19 protein-coding genes and 1 pseudogene are annotated in these 16,166 nt (G+C 33.5%); 13 read left to right on the top strand and 7 right to left on the bottom strand.

What is annotated here, in order from left to right; translation table 11 throughout:
- Positions 1 to 142: 142 nt before the first annotated feature.
- Complete coding sequence (locus tag NST98_RS10135) at positions 143 to 499, bottom strand: transposase (protein ID WP_197722733.1); 357 nt, start codon at positions 497 to 499, stop codon at positions 143 to 145.
- Positions 500 to 640: 141 nt separating this feature from the next.
- Here NST98_RS10135 and NST98_RS10130 point away from each other — a divergent pair, with 141 nt between their 5' ends.
- Complete coding sequence (locus NST98_RS10130) at positions 641 to 856, top strand: hypothetical protein (protein ID WP_096549676.1); 216 nt, start codon at positions 641 to 643, stop codon at positions 854 to 856.
- On the opposite strand, the pseudogene NST98_RS10125 reads toward NST98_RS10130, so the two are convergent.
- A pseudogene (locus NST98_RS10125) lies at positions 839 to 988 on the bottom strand (ATP-binding protein); the annotation flags it as partial. The gene NST98_RS10130 and the pseudogene NST98_RS10125 sit on opposite strands and share 18 nt — an antisense overlap.
- Before the next feature lie 170 nt (positions 989 to 1,158).
- Positions 1,159 to 1,401: a hypothetical protein gene (locus tag NST98_RS10120; protein ID WP_096549675.1), complete on the bottom strand. Its 243-nt coding sequence runs from the start codon at positions 1,399 to 1,401 to the stop codon at positions 1,159 to 1,161.
- Positions 1,402 to 1,733: 332 nt separating this feature from the next.
- On the opposite strand from NST98_RS10120, the gene NST98_RS10115 reads away from it, so the two are divergent.
- Positions 1,734 to 2,270: a hypothetical protein gene (locus NST98_RS10115; protein ID WP_096549674.1), complete on the top strand. Its 537-nt coding sequence runs from the start codon at positions 1,734 to 1,736 to the stop codon at positions 2,268 to 2,270.
- Between the two features lie 107 nt (positions 2,271 to 2,377).
- Here NST98_RS10115 and NST98_RS10110 read toward each other — a convergent pair whose 3' ends face one another.
- Positions 2,378 to 2,563 (bottom strand): transposase, encoded by a 186-nt coding sequence (locus NST98_RS10110; protein ID WP_340715048.1) that lies wholly within the window; start codon positions 2,561 to 2,563, stop codon positions 2,378 to 2,380.
- 555 nt (positions 2,564 to 3,118) lie between these two features.
- Between NST98_RS10110 and NST98_RS10105 the strand changes: the two genes are divergently transcribed.
- Together NST98_RS10105 and NST98_RS10100 are read left to right on the top strand one after the other, a co-directional pair.
- Positions 3,119 to 4,111 carry a lipoate--protein ligase gene (locus NST98_RS10105; RefSeq protein WP_168412799.1) on the top strand — a complete coding sequence of 331 codons (993 nt, stop codon included), beginning with the start codon at positions 3,119 to 3,121 and terminating at the stop codon, positions 4,109 to 4,111.
- Positions 4,112 to 4,624: 513 nt separating this feature from the next.
- Positions 4,625 to 4,774 carry a hypothetical protein gene (locus tag NST98_RS10100; RefSeq protein ID WP_340714173.1) on the top strand — a complete coding sequence of 50 codons (150 nt, stop codon included), beginning with the start codon at positions 4,625 to 4,627 and terminating at the stop codon, positions 4,772 to 4,774.
- A gap of 115 nt (positions 4,775 to 4,889) precedes the next feature.
- Here NST98_RS10100 and sspO read toward each other — a convergent pair whose 3' ends face one another.
- Entirely contained in the window at positions 4,890 to 5,045 is a 156-nt protein-coding gene (sspO, locus tag NST98_RS10095; protein WP_016839463.1) for a small acid-soluble spore protein O, read from the bottom strand.
- A gap of 230 nt (positions 5,046 to 5,275) precedes the next feature.
- Between sspO and NST98_RS10090 the strand changes: the two genes are divergently transcribed.
- A complete protein-coding gene (locus NST98_RS10090) occupies positions 5,276 to 5,431 on the top strand; it encodes a DUF1540 domain-containing protein (RefSeq protein WP_168412798.1) in 156 nt (51 codons plus the stop codon).
- A 101-nt stretch (positions 5,432 to 5,532) separates the two neighbouring features.
- Here NST98_RS10090 and NST98_RS10085 read toward each other — a convergent pair whose 3' ends face one another.
- Positions 5,533 to 5,766 (bottom strand): hypothetical protein, encoded by a 234-nt coding sequence (locus tag NST98_RS10085; protein ID WP_096549671.1) that lies wholly within the window; start codon positions 5,764 to 5,766, stop codon positions 5,533 to 5,535.
- Between the two features lie 599 nt (positions 5,767 to 6,365).
- Between NST98_RS10085 and NST98_RS10080 the strand changes: the two genes are divergently transcribed.
- The 8 genes from NST98_RS10080 to NST98_RS10045 all read left to right on the top strand — a co-directional run bounded on the left by NST98_RS10080 (position 6,366) and on the right by NST98_RS10045 (position 14,703).
- Positions 6,366 to 6,539 carry a Fe3+ hydroxamate ABC transporter substrate-binding protein gene (locus NST98_RS10080; RefSeq protein ID WP_340715047.1) on the top strand — a complete coding sequence of 58 codons (174 nt, stop codon included), beginning with the start codon at positions 6,366 to 6,368 and terminating at the stop codon, positions 6,537 to 6,539.
- A gap of 28 nt (positions 6,540 to 6,567) precedes the next feature.
- The gene (locus tag NST98_RS10075; RefSeq protein WP_340715046.1) at positions 6,568 to 7,302 is read left to right on the top strand and encodes a hypothetical protein; all 735 of its coding nucleotides are present in this window, start codon (positions 6,568 to 6,570) and stop codon (positions 7,300 to 7,302) included.
- A 197-nt stretch (positions 7,303 to 7,499) separates the two neighbouring features.
- Complete coding sequence (locus tag NST98_RS10070) at positions 7,500 to 8,009, top strand: type 1 glutamine amidotransferase domain-containing protein (protein ID WP_340715045.1); 510 nt, start codon at positions 7,500 to 7,502, stop codon at positions 8,007 to 8,009.
- Between the two features lie 472 nt (positions 8,010 to 8,481).
- Positions 8,482 to 8,625, top strand: a complete 144-nt coding sequence (locus NST98_RS10065; RefSeq protein ID WP_339287845.1) for a hypothetical protein — start codon at positions 8,482 to 8,484, stop codon at positions 8,623 to 8,625.
- A gap of 446 nt (positions 8,626 to 9,071) precedes the next feature.
- The gene (locus NST98_RS10060) at positions 9,072 to 10,295 is read left to right on the top strand and encodes a Fic family protein (protein WP_340435841.1); all 1,224 of its coding nucleotides are present in this window, start codon (positions 9,072 to 9,074) and stop codon (positions 10,293 to 10,295) included.
- A gap of 307 nt (positions 10,296 to 10,602) precedes the next feature.
- Complete coding sequence (locus tag NST98_RS10055; RefSeq protein ID WP_016839456.1) at positions 10,603 to 12,069, top strand: type I restriction-modification system subunit M; 1,467 nt, start codon at positions 10,603 to 10,605, stop codon at positions 12,067 to 12,069.
- On the top strand, positions 12,070 to 13,185 hold the full coding sequence (locus NST98_RS10050; protein ID WP_340715044.1) for a restriction endonuclease subunit S: 1,116 nt from the start codon (positions 12,070 to 12,072) through the stop codon (positions 13,183 to 13,185).
- A gap of 243 nt (positions 13,186 to 13,428) precedes the next feature.
- On the top strand, positions 13,429 to 14,703 hold the full coding sequence (locus NST98_RS10045) for an ISL3 family transposase (RefSeq protein ID WP_340715043.1): 1,275 nt from the start codon (positions 13,429 to 13,431) through the stop codon (positions 14,701 to 14,703).
- Positions 14,704 to 14,867: 164 nt separating this feature from the next.
- Here NST98_RS10045 and NST98_RS10040 read toward each other — a convergent pair whose 3' ends face one another.
- On the bottom strand, positions 14,868 to 16,148 hold the full coding sequence (locus NST98_RS10040; protein ID WP_340715701.1) for an IS4 family transposase: 1,281 nt from the start codon (positions 16,146 to 16,148) through the stop codon (positions 14,868 to 14,870).
- Positions 16,149 to 16,166: the final 18 nt, after the last annotated feature.

The raw sequence follows: 16,166 nt of genomic DNA, 5'->3' as shown, positions 1-16,166 counted from the left end.
TGATAGGTTAGATTTTTTATTGGGGTTGAGAAGGCAGGATAGATAATTAAAGGTTCTTTGTCAAATGGTGTTGGTGAATAAATTTTAGTGACATTATTTGGTGATGTGTAATCGGATGGCTTAGGGGAAATTCGAGGTTCCCCTAAGCTGTTTTTATTTTCGCTAAGTTTTGGGTAATGAATATTCGGTTTCTAAAGTGATAGAAGGATCGATAACCGAAAGAAATGCGTTTAATCACTTTGATTTTGTTATTAATCCCCTCTAAAATGCCGTTATTATAATCGTACTTTAGCGTATTCTCGACGTAATTGATGTATTTGTTGATTGTCTTGATGGCGGTTTTCATATAGCTGGAAACGATATTTTGTTTATTCTCTAATGTTTTCTTTAGGAGCTCAAAGTCTTTGATTTTTATGCAATGTTGCACGTATTGATATAACTCATAGGACGCTTTTAATTCAGAATCTAAATCAATGAGATAGTGGAGTGTGTATGGCAAAATAAAAGTGCAGAACTTTGCAAAGGAAAAATGCAGAGTCCTGCACTAAATTTTTGTGCATAAACAAAAAAAGACTTGCCAGTCACCCCAAGTCCCACTACAGTAATTGTGTCAAGCAATTGGTAGTGGAGGTAAGAAAGGATGCTAGCAATGTCTGATATTAATTGTATCAAACATTTAAGAAATAACAAAGGTTTATCTATTTCAGAAATACAAAGAACAATGGGAATTAATTGGCGAACAGCTAAGAAGTATGCGGATGAAGATCAACTCCCTAAACAGAAATCATTTAAAAAGAAAGGGATGATGTATGAGGAAAAGTGGGGAGAAATTGTTTCAGATTACTGCTTCCGTTAAGATTGGATCACCAAAGACATTATTCCACTGGCTAAACTGTAAATTTGTTGTGACAATGATACTTTTGGTTTCATAACACATGGAGATAACCTGAAATAACAATTCTGCCCCTTGTTTATGCAAAGGAATGAAAAGAATCCATTTTGTTCACTCTTTTTTCAAAAATGGATTCTTTTTGATTCTCACCAGATAAGGATTCTAATTCAAACGTAGCATTAATTATTGCATTATCAAATGTTAATGGATATTGATATTTTCCCGAACAGAATTATTGTCGAAAACTCATTTACTAAAATCCATATTCATTCAGATTGTTTGATAATTTTCAATTGATAAAATCCTATGCTACATACAAAAATGCCTAAAAATAAAAAGAATGGGACAAAAAAATTGTCTAGAAATTTTGGATAAAAAACGGTAAGGTCAGCTCCAGATGCACTTCCAATCCACATAACATACGTTGATAAATAAGCGTTTATTCTCTCCAAAGTATAAAGTAAACCCCCAAACATCATTAAGATAGATCCTAAATAGATAAATTTCAATGTGTATCCCTCCATTCAATTTTATTATAATAAAAAGTAGAAAAAACAACATTTAACATATTTATAATAATTAACGAATAAAGTAAAATGTTACTAATAATAGATTAGCAGGGAAAATATATGAAAAAATTAAAGTTGCTACTTTAGGTTTTTCTGCATTACTTCTTGCTACTGCTCCACTTGCATCAGCACAAACTAATATTGAACCTACATTAACACCTTTAATTCAATCTGAAACTCAGGATACAGTTGTTTCAGCTTATGGAAAAAAATTTATTATTTCTCCTAGTGCGGAAGGACAAATTACTGATGAAGAACTAGAAGCAATTTCAATGCAAGCTACTAGCGACGAAATCATTATTAATAATGTATATACTTCATTAAATGATAATAATTTACGATTAGGAGGAGCTTCACCAGAAAGAGAAAATAATAATGTAATTTCTCCTAATGCTTGGTATGATCTTTCAATCAAATGGTCTGTAACAAAATTTGTAAAACAAACAGATACCCCATTACAAGCCAAACAAATCGCAACTGTTCCAGCAGGTGGTACTAAAAAAATATCTACTAAATATACAACAAAATCCTCATTTACTGTTAGTGGTTCTGCAAAGGAAAAGGGTTTAACTGCTGCTGTAGAAAGTAATTTAACTGGTGATTTGACTTACACAATCGAAAAAACCTACACAGGACCATCAATTGATTCTGGATATGTTTCGTATGTTTTTTGGCTAACTCCATTTGTAAATCGTGGTACTTGGACTGCAAAAGGTACAGGAGTTCCATCAGGCGATGAATATGGACCATACAATGGATCATATGAGGAACCGACTAAGTTTGTAGAATGGACTCAACCTATAAAATAATATGTAATTAAGAGGTTGGGACATAAGTATTTTTCAACCTCAAAAATAAGGGGTGAGTTGTTTGAAACAGCTCATCCTTTTACAATTTCATCCAATTTATGAGAGTTTTACACCCCTCGTAGTGCATATTTTCTTAAATTTGTGGCCATTAGGGCAATTCCCATTTCAATTTTTACTTTGAATTTTCCTCGAACGGAAAATCGTGTGAATCCCAAAATAGCCTTCAAAAATCCAAAAACTGGTTCTAACTCTCTGGAAGTGGTGGAAGAGGTTCTTCGGGAGTATGAACACACCTTGCTTTTTGTCTCTCATGATCGGCGCTTTATAAATTCAGTAGCGAATCAGATTATGATTATCGAAGACTGCAAACTTAAAACTTTCAAGGGCAGCTATGATGAATAAATGGCTAGCAAGACTGAAGTTAAAGACAGGAAAAAAGAGCAGATTAAGGAAGAAATTTTACGATTAGAAATTCGGTTGACGGAGGTAATAAGTAAAATTTCTATGCCTTCCAAAAAGGATGATCCTAAGCTTTTAGAGGTACAATGAGATTTTAGGAGAAATCCATCGTTTGAAAAATCTCCTTCAATAAAATGAAATACAAAATCTACGCCAATCATAAAAATAGCCCTCAGTCCGAAAAAATCGTGATTGAAGGGCTATTTGTCATGTGTCCTAAAAGAGCAGGTGTTTTTTATTCGTCTCACTTGATTCGAGCTTACTTTAATTTGATGACAACGATAATAGTTGTCATTTTTTATTTTGATGAAAAATTCTATCGTACTAAAAAAATCAAAATGATCCTTTTTTCGTGTAAAATAAATATGGACATAAAGGAGGATATGCACATGTATTTCGTTGATAATAAAGGCATTACAGACCCTAGAGTGAACTTGGCAATTGAAGAATATCTTGTAAGAAACATGGATGTTGAGCAAGATGATTTTTTACTGTTCTATATCAATCAACCGTCCATTATTATCGGTAAAAATCAAAATACTTTTGAAGAAATTAATACAGACTACGTTGAAGAAAATGGAATCATCGTCGTTCGGCGACTTTCTGGTGGCGGAGCGGTGTATCACGATTTAAATAATTTAAATTTCAGCTTTATCACGAAGGACGACGGAAACAGCTTCCACAATTATAAAAGATTCACCCAGCCTGTAGTAGATGCATTGGCAAAATTAGGGGTGAACGCGGAACTTTCTGGTCGCAATGATATTTTAGTGGAAGGACGAAAAGTTTCAGGAAACGCGCAATATGTAACACGCGGCCGTTTGGTTAGCCACGGCACATTGATGTTCAATCTAGATCTGGATGCGGTGGTAAATTCATTAAAAGTAAAGCAAGACAAAATTGAATCAAAAGGCATTAAATCCGTACGTTCACGTGTAGCAAACATCATTGATTTCTTGCCGGAAAAAATTACGGTAGAACAGTTCCGAATGGAAATTTTGAAATCGATTTTCGGTGGCGAGGAGAATATCCGATATTACGAGCTGTCAGAACAAGATTGGGAAAATATTCATACGATATCGAAAGAACGCTACCAAAAATGGGAATGGAACTATGGAAAATCACCGCGCTTCAATATGCAAAAGCAAAAGCGCTTCCCATCTGGGGAAATTGATATTCGTTTAGAAGTGAACAAAGGAATCATTGAAGAAATTAAGATTTTTGGTGATTTCTTTGGCATGGAAGACGTAGAAGAAATCGAGCAACGTTTAGTTTGTGTACGCTATGCTTATAAAGATATTGAAGAAGCTTTGGCGGATGTTGATATTTCCAGATATTTCGGCGGTGTAACGATGGACGATTTCTTACAATTAATTTATTAAGTAGTTAAAGTTAAGCTAACAGTTGAATATTAACAGCAAAGGCTGAAATAAAAAAGAACGAATTTCCGGTTAAAGAAATTCGTTCTTTTTCGTGCGCCCGGCATGTACATGAACTATAGGGTGTAAGTCCCGAACCCCGAAGACAGAAGTAGAGGTTAGCCAAGAGCAAGGGTGTCCGTGGTGACGCGGAATCTGAAGGAAGCTGGAGGCAAAACACCGGTCCGAGGAACACGAACCTCATATAAGGCTAGGTATGATTGAGTGAGTTTGCGAAACAAAACAAAGCTCTTTCTGTCGAAGGTCATATCGAGTAAATGAGGCGGATAGATGGTGTGAAAGTGCATGTACTTACCCGGGGAGGTCTGGCGGATAGGTGAAGTACGCTTCATAACCTACTTAGTGATAAGTAGCTGAACCGTCAGAAGTCAGCAGAGGTCATAGTATTAGTTGGTTTAGAACTACTAAGAAGGACCGAACAATTAAGAGAGAATAGCCCTTGGCATTCAGTGAGTCATGATGAACACAGAAAACGTAGTACCTCACTTGAGGAAGGAAGCGGTGAATCCCGTGGAAGACCTCTTGGAGGGTGGAGTGACCACTGGCATAAAGAGAACAGCTATTCACGGAAGTTATATAAAGACTTGCGTCAATCATCTTAATTGAACCGCCGTATACGGAACCGTACGTACGGTGGTGTGAGAGGACGGGAGTTAATCGCTCCCTCCTACTCGATATGTGTTCAACAATTATTTTTATTGAATGAATAGCCGAGGATAACTTATTGTCGCTTTTTCGTTTTCTTATTATTATGTTTTTCTTGCGGTGTTAAAGGTTCGTTTGCAAGTTCATGATCAAATTCTCTTGATAGTTCTTTTCTTACTGCCTGCTCATCACTGAAGTTGCCACTTAAGTTTTTCTTTTCTCTGTTACTCATCATCACACCTCCATGACATTAGTTTGTCATTAGGTGTCTTAACTATGCATTTGAAAAGAGATAAAGTCCTTTTTCATCTGTTGGTTTATTTCATAATTGAAAGGGTATTGAAGAAGAAAATATATAGAAACCAATCAATGTTTGTGTAAAATATTTGAAATTTAGTATGACAAAGATAGTATTAACCAATTCAAATTTGTCAATGATAACAAAAGAGGAGGTGTGAGATAATGCAACAAGAGATTCTTTGCGAAGTATATAACTGCAAGTATTGGGCTGATGGAAACAAATGTAGTGCTGAGAGAATCTATGTAGTAAGTCAAAAAGGAAAAGAAGCATCCAATAGTGAAGAAACAGATTGCAAAACATTTACACCAGAGAATTAATTTTTATCAGGTAACCAATGAAAATTGGTTACCTTTTATAGTTATAGTATTGATAATAACTCTCATTTTCATTCGTTTTTATTGAATTATTTTTAGCTTTTCTAATTGTTAAATTTTTTTATAAGCATAAAATAGGATTTCTCCACTTTATCTTCAATATAGTCTAACGAATAACAACCGAATGGATCCGCTAATTCTCCAATAGCACGAGAAAGGTTGTCAATCACAAAGTTCAAATCTTCAGATTGTTTTTGTTCTGCTTGTGAATTTATTTCATACATAATTTCATGAGCTAAACGTTGTATACGCTGTAAACGCATTTCTTTTATCAGCACAGATTTCCTCCTTTTTTCAGCATACACAAAACATTATATGGTAGAGGTGTAAAGTACATGAAAATGTTTCAAGACGATTTTCTCTCCTGGGGAGCAGGATTAATTAATGCATAAAAAGAAGTACATCCGAAATGAACGATAAGTTTTCGTATAGCGGAAAATTAATGGTATGATTTATGAAAGGAGGAAACGATAATTGAGGATGACTGGATTAGTCTTAGGGGGAATCGCTTGGATTTTCAGCATCGGGTTTGTCTTTGTTTTTTATAATCCTTATTCGTCTACAGTTATTGAAGCTGGTCCAGCAATTAATACTTTTCTGATGTTATGCCTCCCAGCCTGTTAAGCAATAATTGCTTTAATTATTCAAAAAGACTACCTTATGCTAATCGCTTTTATTTGGTTTTTGCCAATAAGCCTGTATATGCTGGGAACACCAGGAATCTTCCATTGGTTTTTTGCTCCATGTATTGCTTATTTTATATGTTTTTTACTTTTATATTTTTCTAAGATAAAAGAAAAAAACAAGACGGATTTAAAATGATTTTAACGATTTGTTTGATTCGATTTGGAGAATTTCCAAATAAGGAGGAGATAAGATGTCATTAATTACTCCAAAATGTATGAAATGTAATAAAGTAATTGAGGGCGATGAAGAAGTATTAATACAACTTCGATATCCTAAGAGAAAAGGAATCACTGAAATTAAAGCGTATTTAAATCTTGAAGGCAAATTTATTTGCAGCGATTGTACAAAGGAAATGGATATTTAAATCTGTGTGAGTTAAGGAAATTCAAGATATGAGAAGATTAAGAGATGTATTTTATATCAATGCCAATTTTGAAGAACAATATTTTATTTACTATGGAATGGAATTTCAAGAATTTATTCAGTATTGCCCGGTCAACTTAGAAAATCTAATAATTACAGATGGGCAATTTATTGCCAACGGTTTTAATGATCATTGGTCACTTGAAACGGCAGTGGGGAAAGAGGGAATTTTAGAATTAGCAAAAGAAGATATTTACGGTTTAGGTAATTTTCATTGGATTGATTACAACAATGAAGAAGATTTAAACCAATGTACACCGGAAGAGAAAGCAGAAGTATTGTATTTGTCTCATTTTGGCAAGCCATTAAAATCGCCATTTTTTGATCGAATCAAAAATCATTTTGTTTATCTCGCCCACGATGATGGATGGTATTGCAAACTATATTGCAGAGATATATTAGTGTTTAAGGATATACTCGCAAATAAAATCATTGGAACTGTTTCCACGAATAAAAGAAGAAAAATCTATCCAATGGCTGAGGAAATAAAAAATCAACTATTTGAATTAACGAAAGAAGGTCTATTAATCGATTTTTCGAATATTTACAGGGATAGTCGATCAATTGGGCTAAGATTTTATGTAATAGGTCACTTTGAAGATATGGATGAAATGTATAACAATCTTGAACGTAATAAGCGTAAAGCGAAATTAAGTCGGTTTTTAGAACATAAAAATAAGCAGTGGAAAATTTGTAATTGGTAACATTTTATAGCTGTAATGCTCCAAATCCTTTATGTGTTTTTATATTAAACATAGTAAAGGATTTAATATGTATTAAGAAAAGAAATAGATGATTCAATAAATTTATAAATAACTGAAAAAATCACATATTTTGCTATTCTTTCTGCATATCAATTATACTGAATCCTGTAAGATTTATTGCATAGGAGGTTTTTGATTTGGCAAAGGTTGCATTTTTACTAGCAAATAATTTTGAGGATTCTGAGATGAAAAATCCATATGAGGCAGTTAAGGAAGCTGGACACCAAGCAGTCATCGTAGGCTTGGAAAAGGGAGCAGAGTGCAAAGGAAAAAAAGGAACAGTTTCATATACAGCAGAGATTGGTGCGGAGGAAGCAAAAGCAGATGAATTTGATGCTGTTGTGATTCCAGGCGGAAGTTCTCCAGAAGCATTGCGCGTCAATGATGATATCGTTCGCTTTGTAAAAGAAGCCAATGAACAAGGCAAATTAATTGCGGGTATTTGCCACGGACCTCAAGTGATGATTAGTGCGGACATTTTAAAAGGAAAAGCGGCAACGTGCTATATCGGTATTCGAGATGATGTAAAGCTAGCTGGTGCAGACTATCGTGATGAAGAAGTCGTTGTGAGCGAAAACATCATCACATCCCGTACTCCGAAAGATGAACCTGCATTTATTCGTGAGATTTTAGCGAAATTAAATTAATGGAGGATCATGAAAAAAACGATTTCCGAATGACGGAAGTCGTTTTTTTAGTGCGCCTGGCATGGGTGTAATCTATAGGGTGTAAGTCCCGAACTGTGAAGGCAGAAGTAACAGTTAGCTTAACGCAAGGGTGTCCGTGGTGACGCGGAATCTGAAGGAAGCGAGCGGCAAACTTCCGGTCTGAGGAACACGAACTTCATATAAGGCTAGGTATCATTGGATGAGTTTGCTAAACAAAACAAAGTCCTTTCTGCCAAAGGTGGTACAGAGTAAATGAAGCAGATAGATGGAAGGAAAGATTACATTCTTACCCGGGGAGGTCTGGCGGATATGTGAAGTACGCTTCATAACCTACTTAGTGATAAGTAGCTGAACCGTCAGAAGTCAGCAGAGGTCATAGTATTAGTTGGTTTAGAACTACTAAGAAGGACCGAACAATTAAGAGAGAATAGCCCTTGGCATTCAGTGAGTCATGATGAACACAGAAAACGTAGTACCTCACTTGAGGAAGGAAGCGGTGAATCCCGTGGGGGTCCTCTTGGAGGGTGGAGTGACCACTGGCATAAAGAGAACATCTATTCACGGAAGTTATGAAAACTTGCGTCAATTATCTTAATTGAACCGCCGTATACGGAACCGTACGTACGGTGGTGTGAGAGGACGGGAGTTAATCGCTCCCTCCTACTCGATTTTAATAAATAAACAATATTATTTATAACAAAAAATTTGAATGGAAAAAGACATATTTTTATTTAAAATCTATAAAATTTCAAGTGACATTGTGTCCTAGTATAATTTTAATATTCCAAGTCAAAAATGGGGGTGTTAATAACTTATTTGGAGGAAAGCCATGATAATTAAATGTCCTTCATGTAATAGAAAAGTAAAAATAAAGAAAAATGGTCATGGAAGATGCAAATGTGGTGCTCATGTAAAAATAATTAATTGATAATTTACCTAATCCCTAAATATAAAAAGATAAGAAATTTTATATTTAATACTAGATTTTTTTTTATTGATATGAAAAAATAATCTAATAATTACATTTAGGGGGGCAGGGTTGTGAGGTATTTGTATAAGTTATTCTATGAAAAAGATAAAAATGAATTTCATAATAAATATTTCGAACGAATCAATTCGGACGCAGTTAAACGGTTAATGTTATTCATAAAGCCAATTGATCAGCCAGAATCTTTTGAACTATATTATGTTCCAACTAATAATATTATTGATATGGTAGCAAAAATTTACAAATTATCTGGAGAATTAAACTTTATCTTCAATCAATTACCTAAAGTAGCAAAAGATCATTTCATTTTAGAATGTTTAGTAGAAGAATTATTCAATACAAATGAACTTGAAGGTGTAAAAAGTTCAAAAGAGGAAATTGCTAGAAGTGTTAAAACTGTTAAAATGAAGAAAAATGATAAAAAGAGATTCAATAGTATGATTAAGTCGTACATGAATTTAATTAATGGAATTACATCGCTTCCTATTAATCCAGTTAATATTAGAAAAGTATATGATGAAATTACTGAGGGTGAAATTGAAGAAAGTGAATTGCCAGATGGTGAAATTTTCAGAAAGGAAGTAACACACGTATTAAAAAAGTCAGGTACCGGTAAAGTTATACACCGAGGTATAACTCCTGAAGAAAAAATAATAAATGAATTAGAAAAATTATTAGTTTTTATGAATCAACCTAATGAAGTTCCAGAGATTATTAAAGTGGCAATAGGACATTACTTCTTTGGATATATACATCCTTTTTATGATGGAAATGGAAGAACATCACGATTTATTAGTAGTTTATATTTATCAAAAACTTTAGGTAATATTCCTGCTCTTTCGCTATCTAGAGGCTGTAATAAATATAAAACAAATTATTTAAAAGCTTTTGAGATTACTAATAGTATTACAAATAGAGGAGAAATGAATTATTTTATTGATACATTTTTAGAAATTATTTTAGAAACTTTAAAAGAAATGATTTTAGAATTAAAAGAGAAGGTTGAACTAATTGATACAGCATATAATAAATTAGAAAAAGACACTAGATTAGCGAAGAAGAAAAACTATTTTGACTTTATGTTTATCTTAGCACAAAATCATTTCTTTCATTTTAATGATGGTTTAACAGTAAAAGAATTATCTTCTGTTATGGAATTATCAGAAGTAACAGTTAGAAAAATTGCAAATGATTTATTTGAAATGAACTTAATAGAACAAATTGGAAAAAGGCCAGCACACTATACTATTAACCCAATTTATTTTGAAGAAAAATGAATCCTGATACAATTTTGATTTGAACATCACATCGAAGAAGTTTTAAAATAAATGTGATTCCAATATACAAAATGCGAAAAGCTAAAAAAACAAAAGTAAGCATTTTACAAAATAGAAATCTATAAACATGAAGTAACATGTTGTGATTGTTGCGTATTTATGCGGCTTGAGCCACTGTGGTGCTTAAGCCGTTTATTCATTTAGAGAGTTTTAATTTCAATATGATGGGTACCCAATATTTCCATATTAATATAGAGATATATTTAGATATAATGAAGTTATATGTGTAGAAGTAGGAGGAAGCTAGATGATTACAGGTGAAATCAAAAATAAGGTAGATAAAATATGGGAGACGTTCTGGACGGGTGGAATCACCAACCCATTAACGGTAATCGAACAATTTACCTACCTTTTATTTATAAAAAGTTTGGATGAAGCAGAAACCATTAAAGAGAAGGAAGCAGAAATTCTTGGTATTCCTTTTGAAGGAATCTTTCCAGAAGATAAACAACATTTACGTTGGCATCGTTTTAAAAATCTTGGTTCCCCAGAAGAAATGTATCATATCGTATCGGATGAGGTTTTCCCTTTCATTAAAAATCTTCATGGTCAAGAAGATTCTGCATACTCAAAATACATGAGCGATGCAATGTTTTTAATCCCAACTGCTAATATGCTGGCAAAAATTGTAGATGGCATTGATACCCTTCCATTACAAGACCGAGATTTCCAAGGAGATTTATATGAGTATTTATTGTCGAAAATTTCAACGGCCGGTACAAACGGTCAATTCCGTACACCAAGGCATATTATCCAAATGATGGTGGAATTGGTTAAGCCTATGCCAGAAGATATCATGATCGACCCTGCAATGGGAACGGCTGGATTTTTAGTTGCAGCAAGTGAATATTTACGGAAACATCATCAGGATTTATTTCTCGTTCAAGGGTTAAAAGAACATTATCATAACACGATGTTTTACGGAAATGATATGGACCGAACAATGCTTCGAATTGGTGCCATGAACATGATGCTGCATGGTGTAAATAATCCGAATATTGAATATCGGGATTCCTTATCTGAAATGAATAAAGATCAAGATAAATATACGTTAGTGCTAGCAAATCCGCCATTTAAAGGATCATTAGATTATGAAGCAGTATCAAACGACTTATTGAAAATTGCTAAAACGAAGAAAACGGAATTATTGTTCTTATCTTTATTTATTCGAATTTTAAAACCAGGTGGACGTGCAGCAGTTATTGTTCCAGACGGTGTGCTATTTGGAAGTTCGACAGCCCATAAAGCTATACGCAAGGAAATTATTGAAAATCACAAATTAGAAGCCATTATTTCCATGCCTAGTGGAGTGTTTAAACCGTACGCAGGAGTATCTACGGCGATTATCATTTTTACAAAAACAGGTGCAGGTGGTACAAATCACGTTTGGTTCTATGACATGAAAGCAGACGGATTCTCTCTAGACGACAAACGCACTCCAATTGAAGAAAATGATATTCCGGATATTATTTCACGCTTTAACAATTTGGAAGCAGAAAAGGAACGGAAGCGAACAGAACAATCTTTTTTTGTACCGATAGAAGAGCTACGAGAAAATGAATATGACTTGTCTATTAATAAATATAAAGAAATCGAGTATGAGGAAATTGAATATGAGAATCCTATGGAAATACTCGAAAAAATTGGAACTTATGAAAAAGAAATAATGGATGGTTTAAAAGAAATTGAAAATTTAATAAAAGGGGCTAATTGAATGATTTCGAAATATGAATGTTATCCCCTTAAAAATTTTATCAATCAAATTAGAGGGGTATCTTACAAAAAAAATCAAATATCAGAAAAACCAATCGATGGATATATCCCATTGTTAAGAGCCACAAATATTCAAAATGGAGAAATAATCTATCAGGATGTGTTGTATGTAGATTCTTCTCTCGTAAAATTGGAACAAAAATTAAGAAAAGGCGATATCTTAATTGCAGCATCGAGCGGCAGTAAAGAAGTTGTTGGAAAGTCGGGACAAGCAAACGAAGATTGTGAATATACTTTTGGAGCCTTTTGTAAATTAATTAGGCCAAAACAAAATATTAATGCGGATTATTTAAGACACTTTTTTAATACAGATTATTATTCTCGAACAATCTTACAGTCTATTAATGGGGCGAATATTAATAATTTAAGAAATGAACATATAGACGATTTAATGATTCCCATTCCATCATTAGAGATACAAAGCAAAATAGCGGCATTATTAAATAAGGCTCAAGATGTAATTAAATGTCGCAAAGCTCAAATCGATTTATTAGATCAATTAACGCAAAGCATATTTTTCGAGATGTTTGGGGATCTGGAAACAAACCCTAATGGATGGGAATCTAAAAAGTTAAGTGAGATTTGTCAAAATTTAGATAGCAAGAGGGTTCCAATTACTTCATCAGAACGCAAAAAAGGTATTTATCCATATTATGGAGCTTCAGGTATCGTAGATTATGTTGATGATTATATTTTTGATGACGATTTATTACTAGTTTCAGAAGATGGAGCCAATCTGTTATCTAGAGTAACGCCAATAGCATTTGAAGTGAAGGGAAAAATTTGGGTTAATAATCATGCCCACGTATTGAAGTTTGAACATTTATCCACCCAGCGTTTTATTAAATATGTTATCAATTTACAAGATATTTCACATTTGATTACTGGATCTGCCCAACCTAAACTAAATCAAAAAAATTTAAATTCATTTATGGTTCCATATCCACCGCTAGAATTACAAAATGAGTTTTATGAAAAAGTGGAAAAAATTGAAGAACAAAGGAAGGTATTTGAATCTCAATGTCAGAAACTTATACAACCAATAATTTACAGTTAGTAGGCAACCATCTGGTTGTCTACTTTTAAAAATACTATTCAACCTACAAAGTGTTGATAATTTTCTAAAATCGGCTAAAAAAGGCAATAGGATGCCCGGGGCTTAAATTTTTATGGCTCTATAATATTTGGTGTTGGTGAGTATAAACCAGCACCAATTTTTTTGAACAAAAAAAATGAGACAGTGACAAAACTCTGGTAAAATGTAATCGCCAAAACACATTTTCCAAAGGAGTTGTGTCACATGTCTCACCATCATTCTATACGAAACCTACTCAATATAAAAGACAAAAATATCACATTTGATGAAAATTTTTGTTCTACCGAAACAATCAAAAAAGTAAAAGCGAAAGTCTTTCATGGGACGTTAACGTATCAACCAAAAGCTTGTTATGCTTGTGGACATGTCTTCGATGATCAAATCATTAAACACGGTTTTAAAACGTCTCTCATTAAAATGCCTAGCATTTCAGGTTTTCATACCTACTTAAAATTGCGTAAACAGCGTTATTTCTGTAAACATTGTCATTCCACGTTTACTTTAAAAACGAGCGTCGTGGCTAAAAACTGTTGTATTTCCAACAATACCAAAGTATCGATTGCTTTAAACGCCAAAGATAAAATATCCGAAAAAGATATTGCGATGAAACATAATGTTTCTCATGCCACTGTCAGTCGTGTCATTGACAGCTTTTATAGCTACTATCAACCAAATGTTCACTACCTTCCAAAGCATTTGTGTTTTGATGAGTTTAAATCAGTGAAATCCGCAGCTGGAGCGATGTCCTTTATTTTCTGCGACTCTGAAACGGGGGAGATTGTGGATATCGTGGAGGACCGGAGATTATCTGTCCTCAAAGAGTATTTCTTACGGTATTCCAAGAAGGCGAGAGATGCGGTAAAAACGATTGTCATCGATATGTATAGCCCTTATATTTCCTTAATCCAAGAAGTTTTCCCTAAAGCGGAAATCGTACTCGACAAATTCCATATCCTCCAACTATTTAGCAGAGCTTTAAACAAAACGCGCATCAACGTCATGAATCGGGATAAAAAGAATTACAATAAATTGAAAAAATACTGGAAGCTCCTTCTGAAAGATCAAACAAAACTTGATTATAAGAACTATACATATCATCGTTGCTTTAAAAAGCATATGTGTGAGGTGGAGATTCTCCACTATCTCATTGATTTAGATTCTGAATTAAAAGCGTCCTATGAGTTATACCAATACGTTCGACATTACATCAAAACCAAAGACTTTGAGCTCCTAAAGAAAACATTAGAGAATAAACAAAATATCGTTTCCAGCTATATGAAAACCGCCATCAAGACAATCAACAAATACATCAATTATGTCGAGAATACGCTAAAGTACGATTATAATAACGGCATTTTAGAGGGGATTAATAACAAAATCAAAGTGATTAAACGCATTTCTTTCGGTTATCGATCCTTCTATCACTTTAGAAACCGAATATTCATTACCCAAAACTTAGCGAAAATAAAAACAGCTTAGGGGAACCTCGAATTTCCCCTAAGCCATCCGATTACATATTACCAAATAATGTCACTAAAATTTATTCACCAACACCATTTGACAAAGAACCATTTTTATTTTTTTAAGCCCCTAATTTATTTACATTTAATAAACAAATAGGATATATTTATCCTATGTATTGTTTATAGACACCTTTTTTGGTTTAGGGGATACTTTGTTGAGGACAGACCATTCCTTCGTGGGTAGCTTCTCCCAAACCGAATAGGTGTCTTATTTCTTATAATCACTTTCATGATTTTTGTAAACATTCTCTCTCTTTTGATTGGACAATCTTCTAATAATAAGTGAACCATCCTATCTTTTAATTTTCCTATTAAGATATTTGTGTTTACTTGATAATCATGTTTTCGTCTTTTTTTCTTACTCTCCTCATTAATTGTTTCATTGGCATCATTTCTCAATAAACTGACCATATTCGATAAATATATTGATGCATAGAAATCTTGTTCAATTGCGATTTTCGAACTACCCGTGAAATTTTCTATTTCGATTTTATTTTTCACATCATTATATTCTGTTTCAATTCCCCAGCGTTTAAAATAAAGAGATTTAAACTCAGAGATATCAAACTCTTCCTCGGTTAAATTTGTGACAAGTATTTCTTCCGTGCCAGAATCCAGTGGGAATCTAACTACACGAGCAGTAATCACTTGTTTCCTATGTATTATATGAATGTTTTGATCAGCATCTTTCGCTTCGACAATTTCCTTTATCGTATTTTTTTGACATCGCATCACATATTTGATACCAAGGGCATCTAAATAGGCAATAAAATCTCTCGATGGATACCCTCGATCAAATAAAAAAAGATCATTTTTTAATCCAATTTGTACGAGTTCTTCAATCATATCCTTTGCACTATCTCGCTCAGCTACCTTATATGGATTGATTCTAGAAGTAATAATGATTCCATTCTCAAGATCGTAAATACAAGAGGCACTAGCTCTTGCATAACTTGTCTTATGATTTTTTCCATACCCAAAATAATTTCGAAGCTCCTCAGTATCAGGGATTTGGAGCACACTTCCATCGATTGCGCAAAGTCTAAATCCACGATAAGTTTTAAAGGAATTTTCTTCATAATACCAATTCACAATCGCTTTTGTAAGTTTTACAAAAGCGAGAGGAGAAATCTTTTTTCGTGCGGCTGAATAGCCTTGTTTGGAAATACTAATTTCTGATAAATTAAATTTGTCGAAAAAGTCGTCAAGTTCAATTTGGAGGCTCTTTTTAACAAAGTTTAAGCTAAATAGAATAGTATTTTTAAAATTTAACTTCTTTTCTTTTCGTGTAAAATACGTTTCTTTTGTCCGAGATTCAAGCATAAACATCACATCATTCAGCAACTTTCGAGTAATCTCAATTGCCCCTAAAAAAGTACTTTTTGTTTTCAAAAAAACCACCATCCTCGTTTTATTAAC

Source organism: Ureibacillus sp. FSL W8-0352, from assembly GCF_038004345.1.
GTDB lineage: Bacteria > Bacillota > Bacilli > Bacillales_A > Planococcaceae > Ureibacillus > Ureibacillus thermosphaericus.
Note: the sequence above shows the minus strand (reverse complement) of the source record. Positions and strands in the feature narration are given on the sequence as shown.

Bases quoted from the DNA above. Each gene is read 5' to 3' on its own strand.
- NST98_RS10130 (WP_096549676.1), top strand. From the start codon at position 641: ATGCTAGCAATGTCTGATATTAATTGTATCAAACATTTAAGAAATAAC.
- NST98_RS10115 (WP_096549674.1), top strand. From the start codon at position 1,734: ATGCAAGCTACTAGCGACGAAATCATTATTAATAATGTATATACTTCA.
- NST98_RS10105 (WP_168412799.1), top strand. From the start codon at position 3,119: ATGTATTTCGTTGATAATAAAGGCATTACAGACCCTAGAGTGAACTTG.
- NST98_RS10100 (WP_340714173.1), top strand. From the start codon at position 4,625: ATGATGAACACAGAAAACGTAGTACCTCACTTGAGGAAGGAAGCGGTG.
- sspO (WP_016839463.1), bottom strand. From the start codon at position 5,045: ATGAGTAACAGAGAAAAGAAAAACTTAAGTGGCAACTTCAGTGATGAG.
- NST98_RS10090 (WP_168412798.1), top strand. From the start codon at position 5,276: ATGCAACAAGAGATTCTTTGCGAAGTATATAACTGCAAGTATTGGGCT.
- NST98_RS10080 (WP_340715047.1), top strand. From the start codon at position 6,366: ATGTCATTAATTACTCCAAAATGTATGAAATGTAATAAAGTAATTGAG.
- NST98_RS10075 (WP_340715046.1), top strand. From the start codon at position 6,568: ATGAGAAGATTAAGAGATGTATTTTATATCAATGCCAATTTTGAAGAA.
- NST98_RS10065 (WP_339287845.1), top strand. From the start codon at position 8,482: ATGATGAACACAGAAAACGTAGTACCTCACTTGAGGAAGGAAGCGGTG.
- NST98_RS10055 (WP_016839456.1), top strand. From the start codon at position 10,603: ATGATTACAGGTGAAATCAAAAATAAGGTAGATAAAATATGGGAGACG.
- NST98_RS10050 (WP_340715044.1), top strand. From the start codon at position 12,070: ATGATTTCGAAATATGAATGTTATCCCCTTAAAAATTTTATCAATCAA.
- NST98_RS10045 (WP_340715043.1), top strand. From the start codon at position 13,429: ATGTCTCACCATCATTCTATACGAAACCTACTCAATATAAAAGACAAA.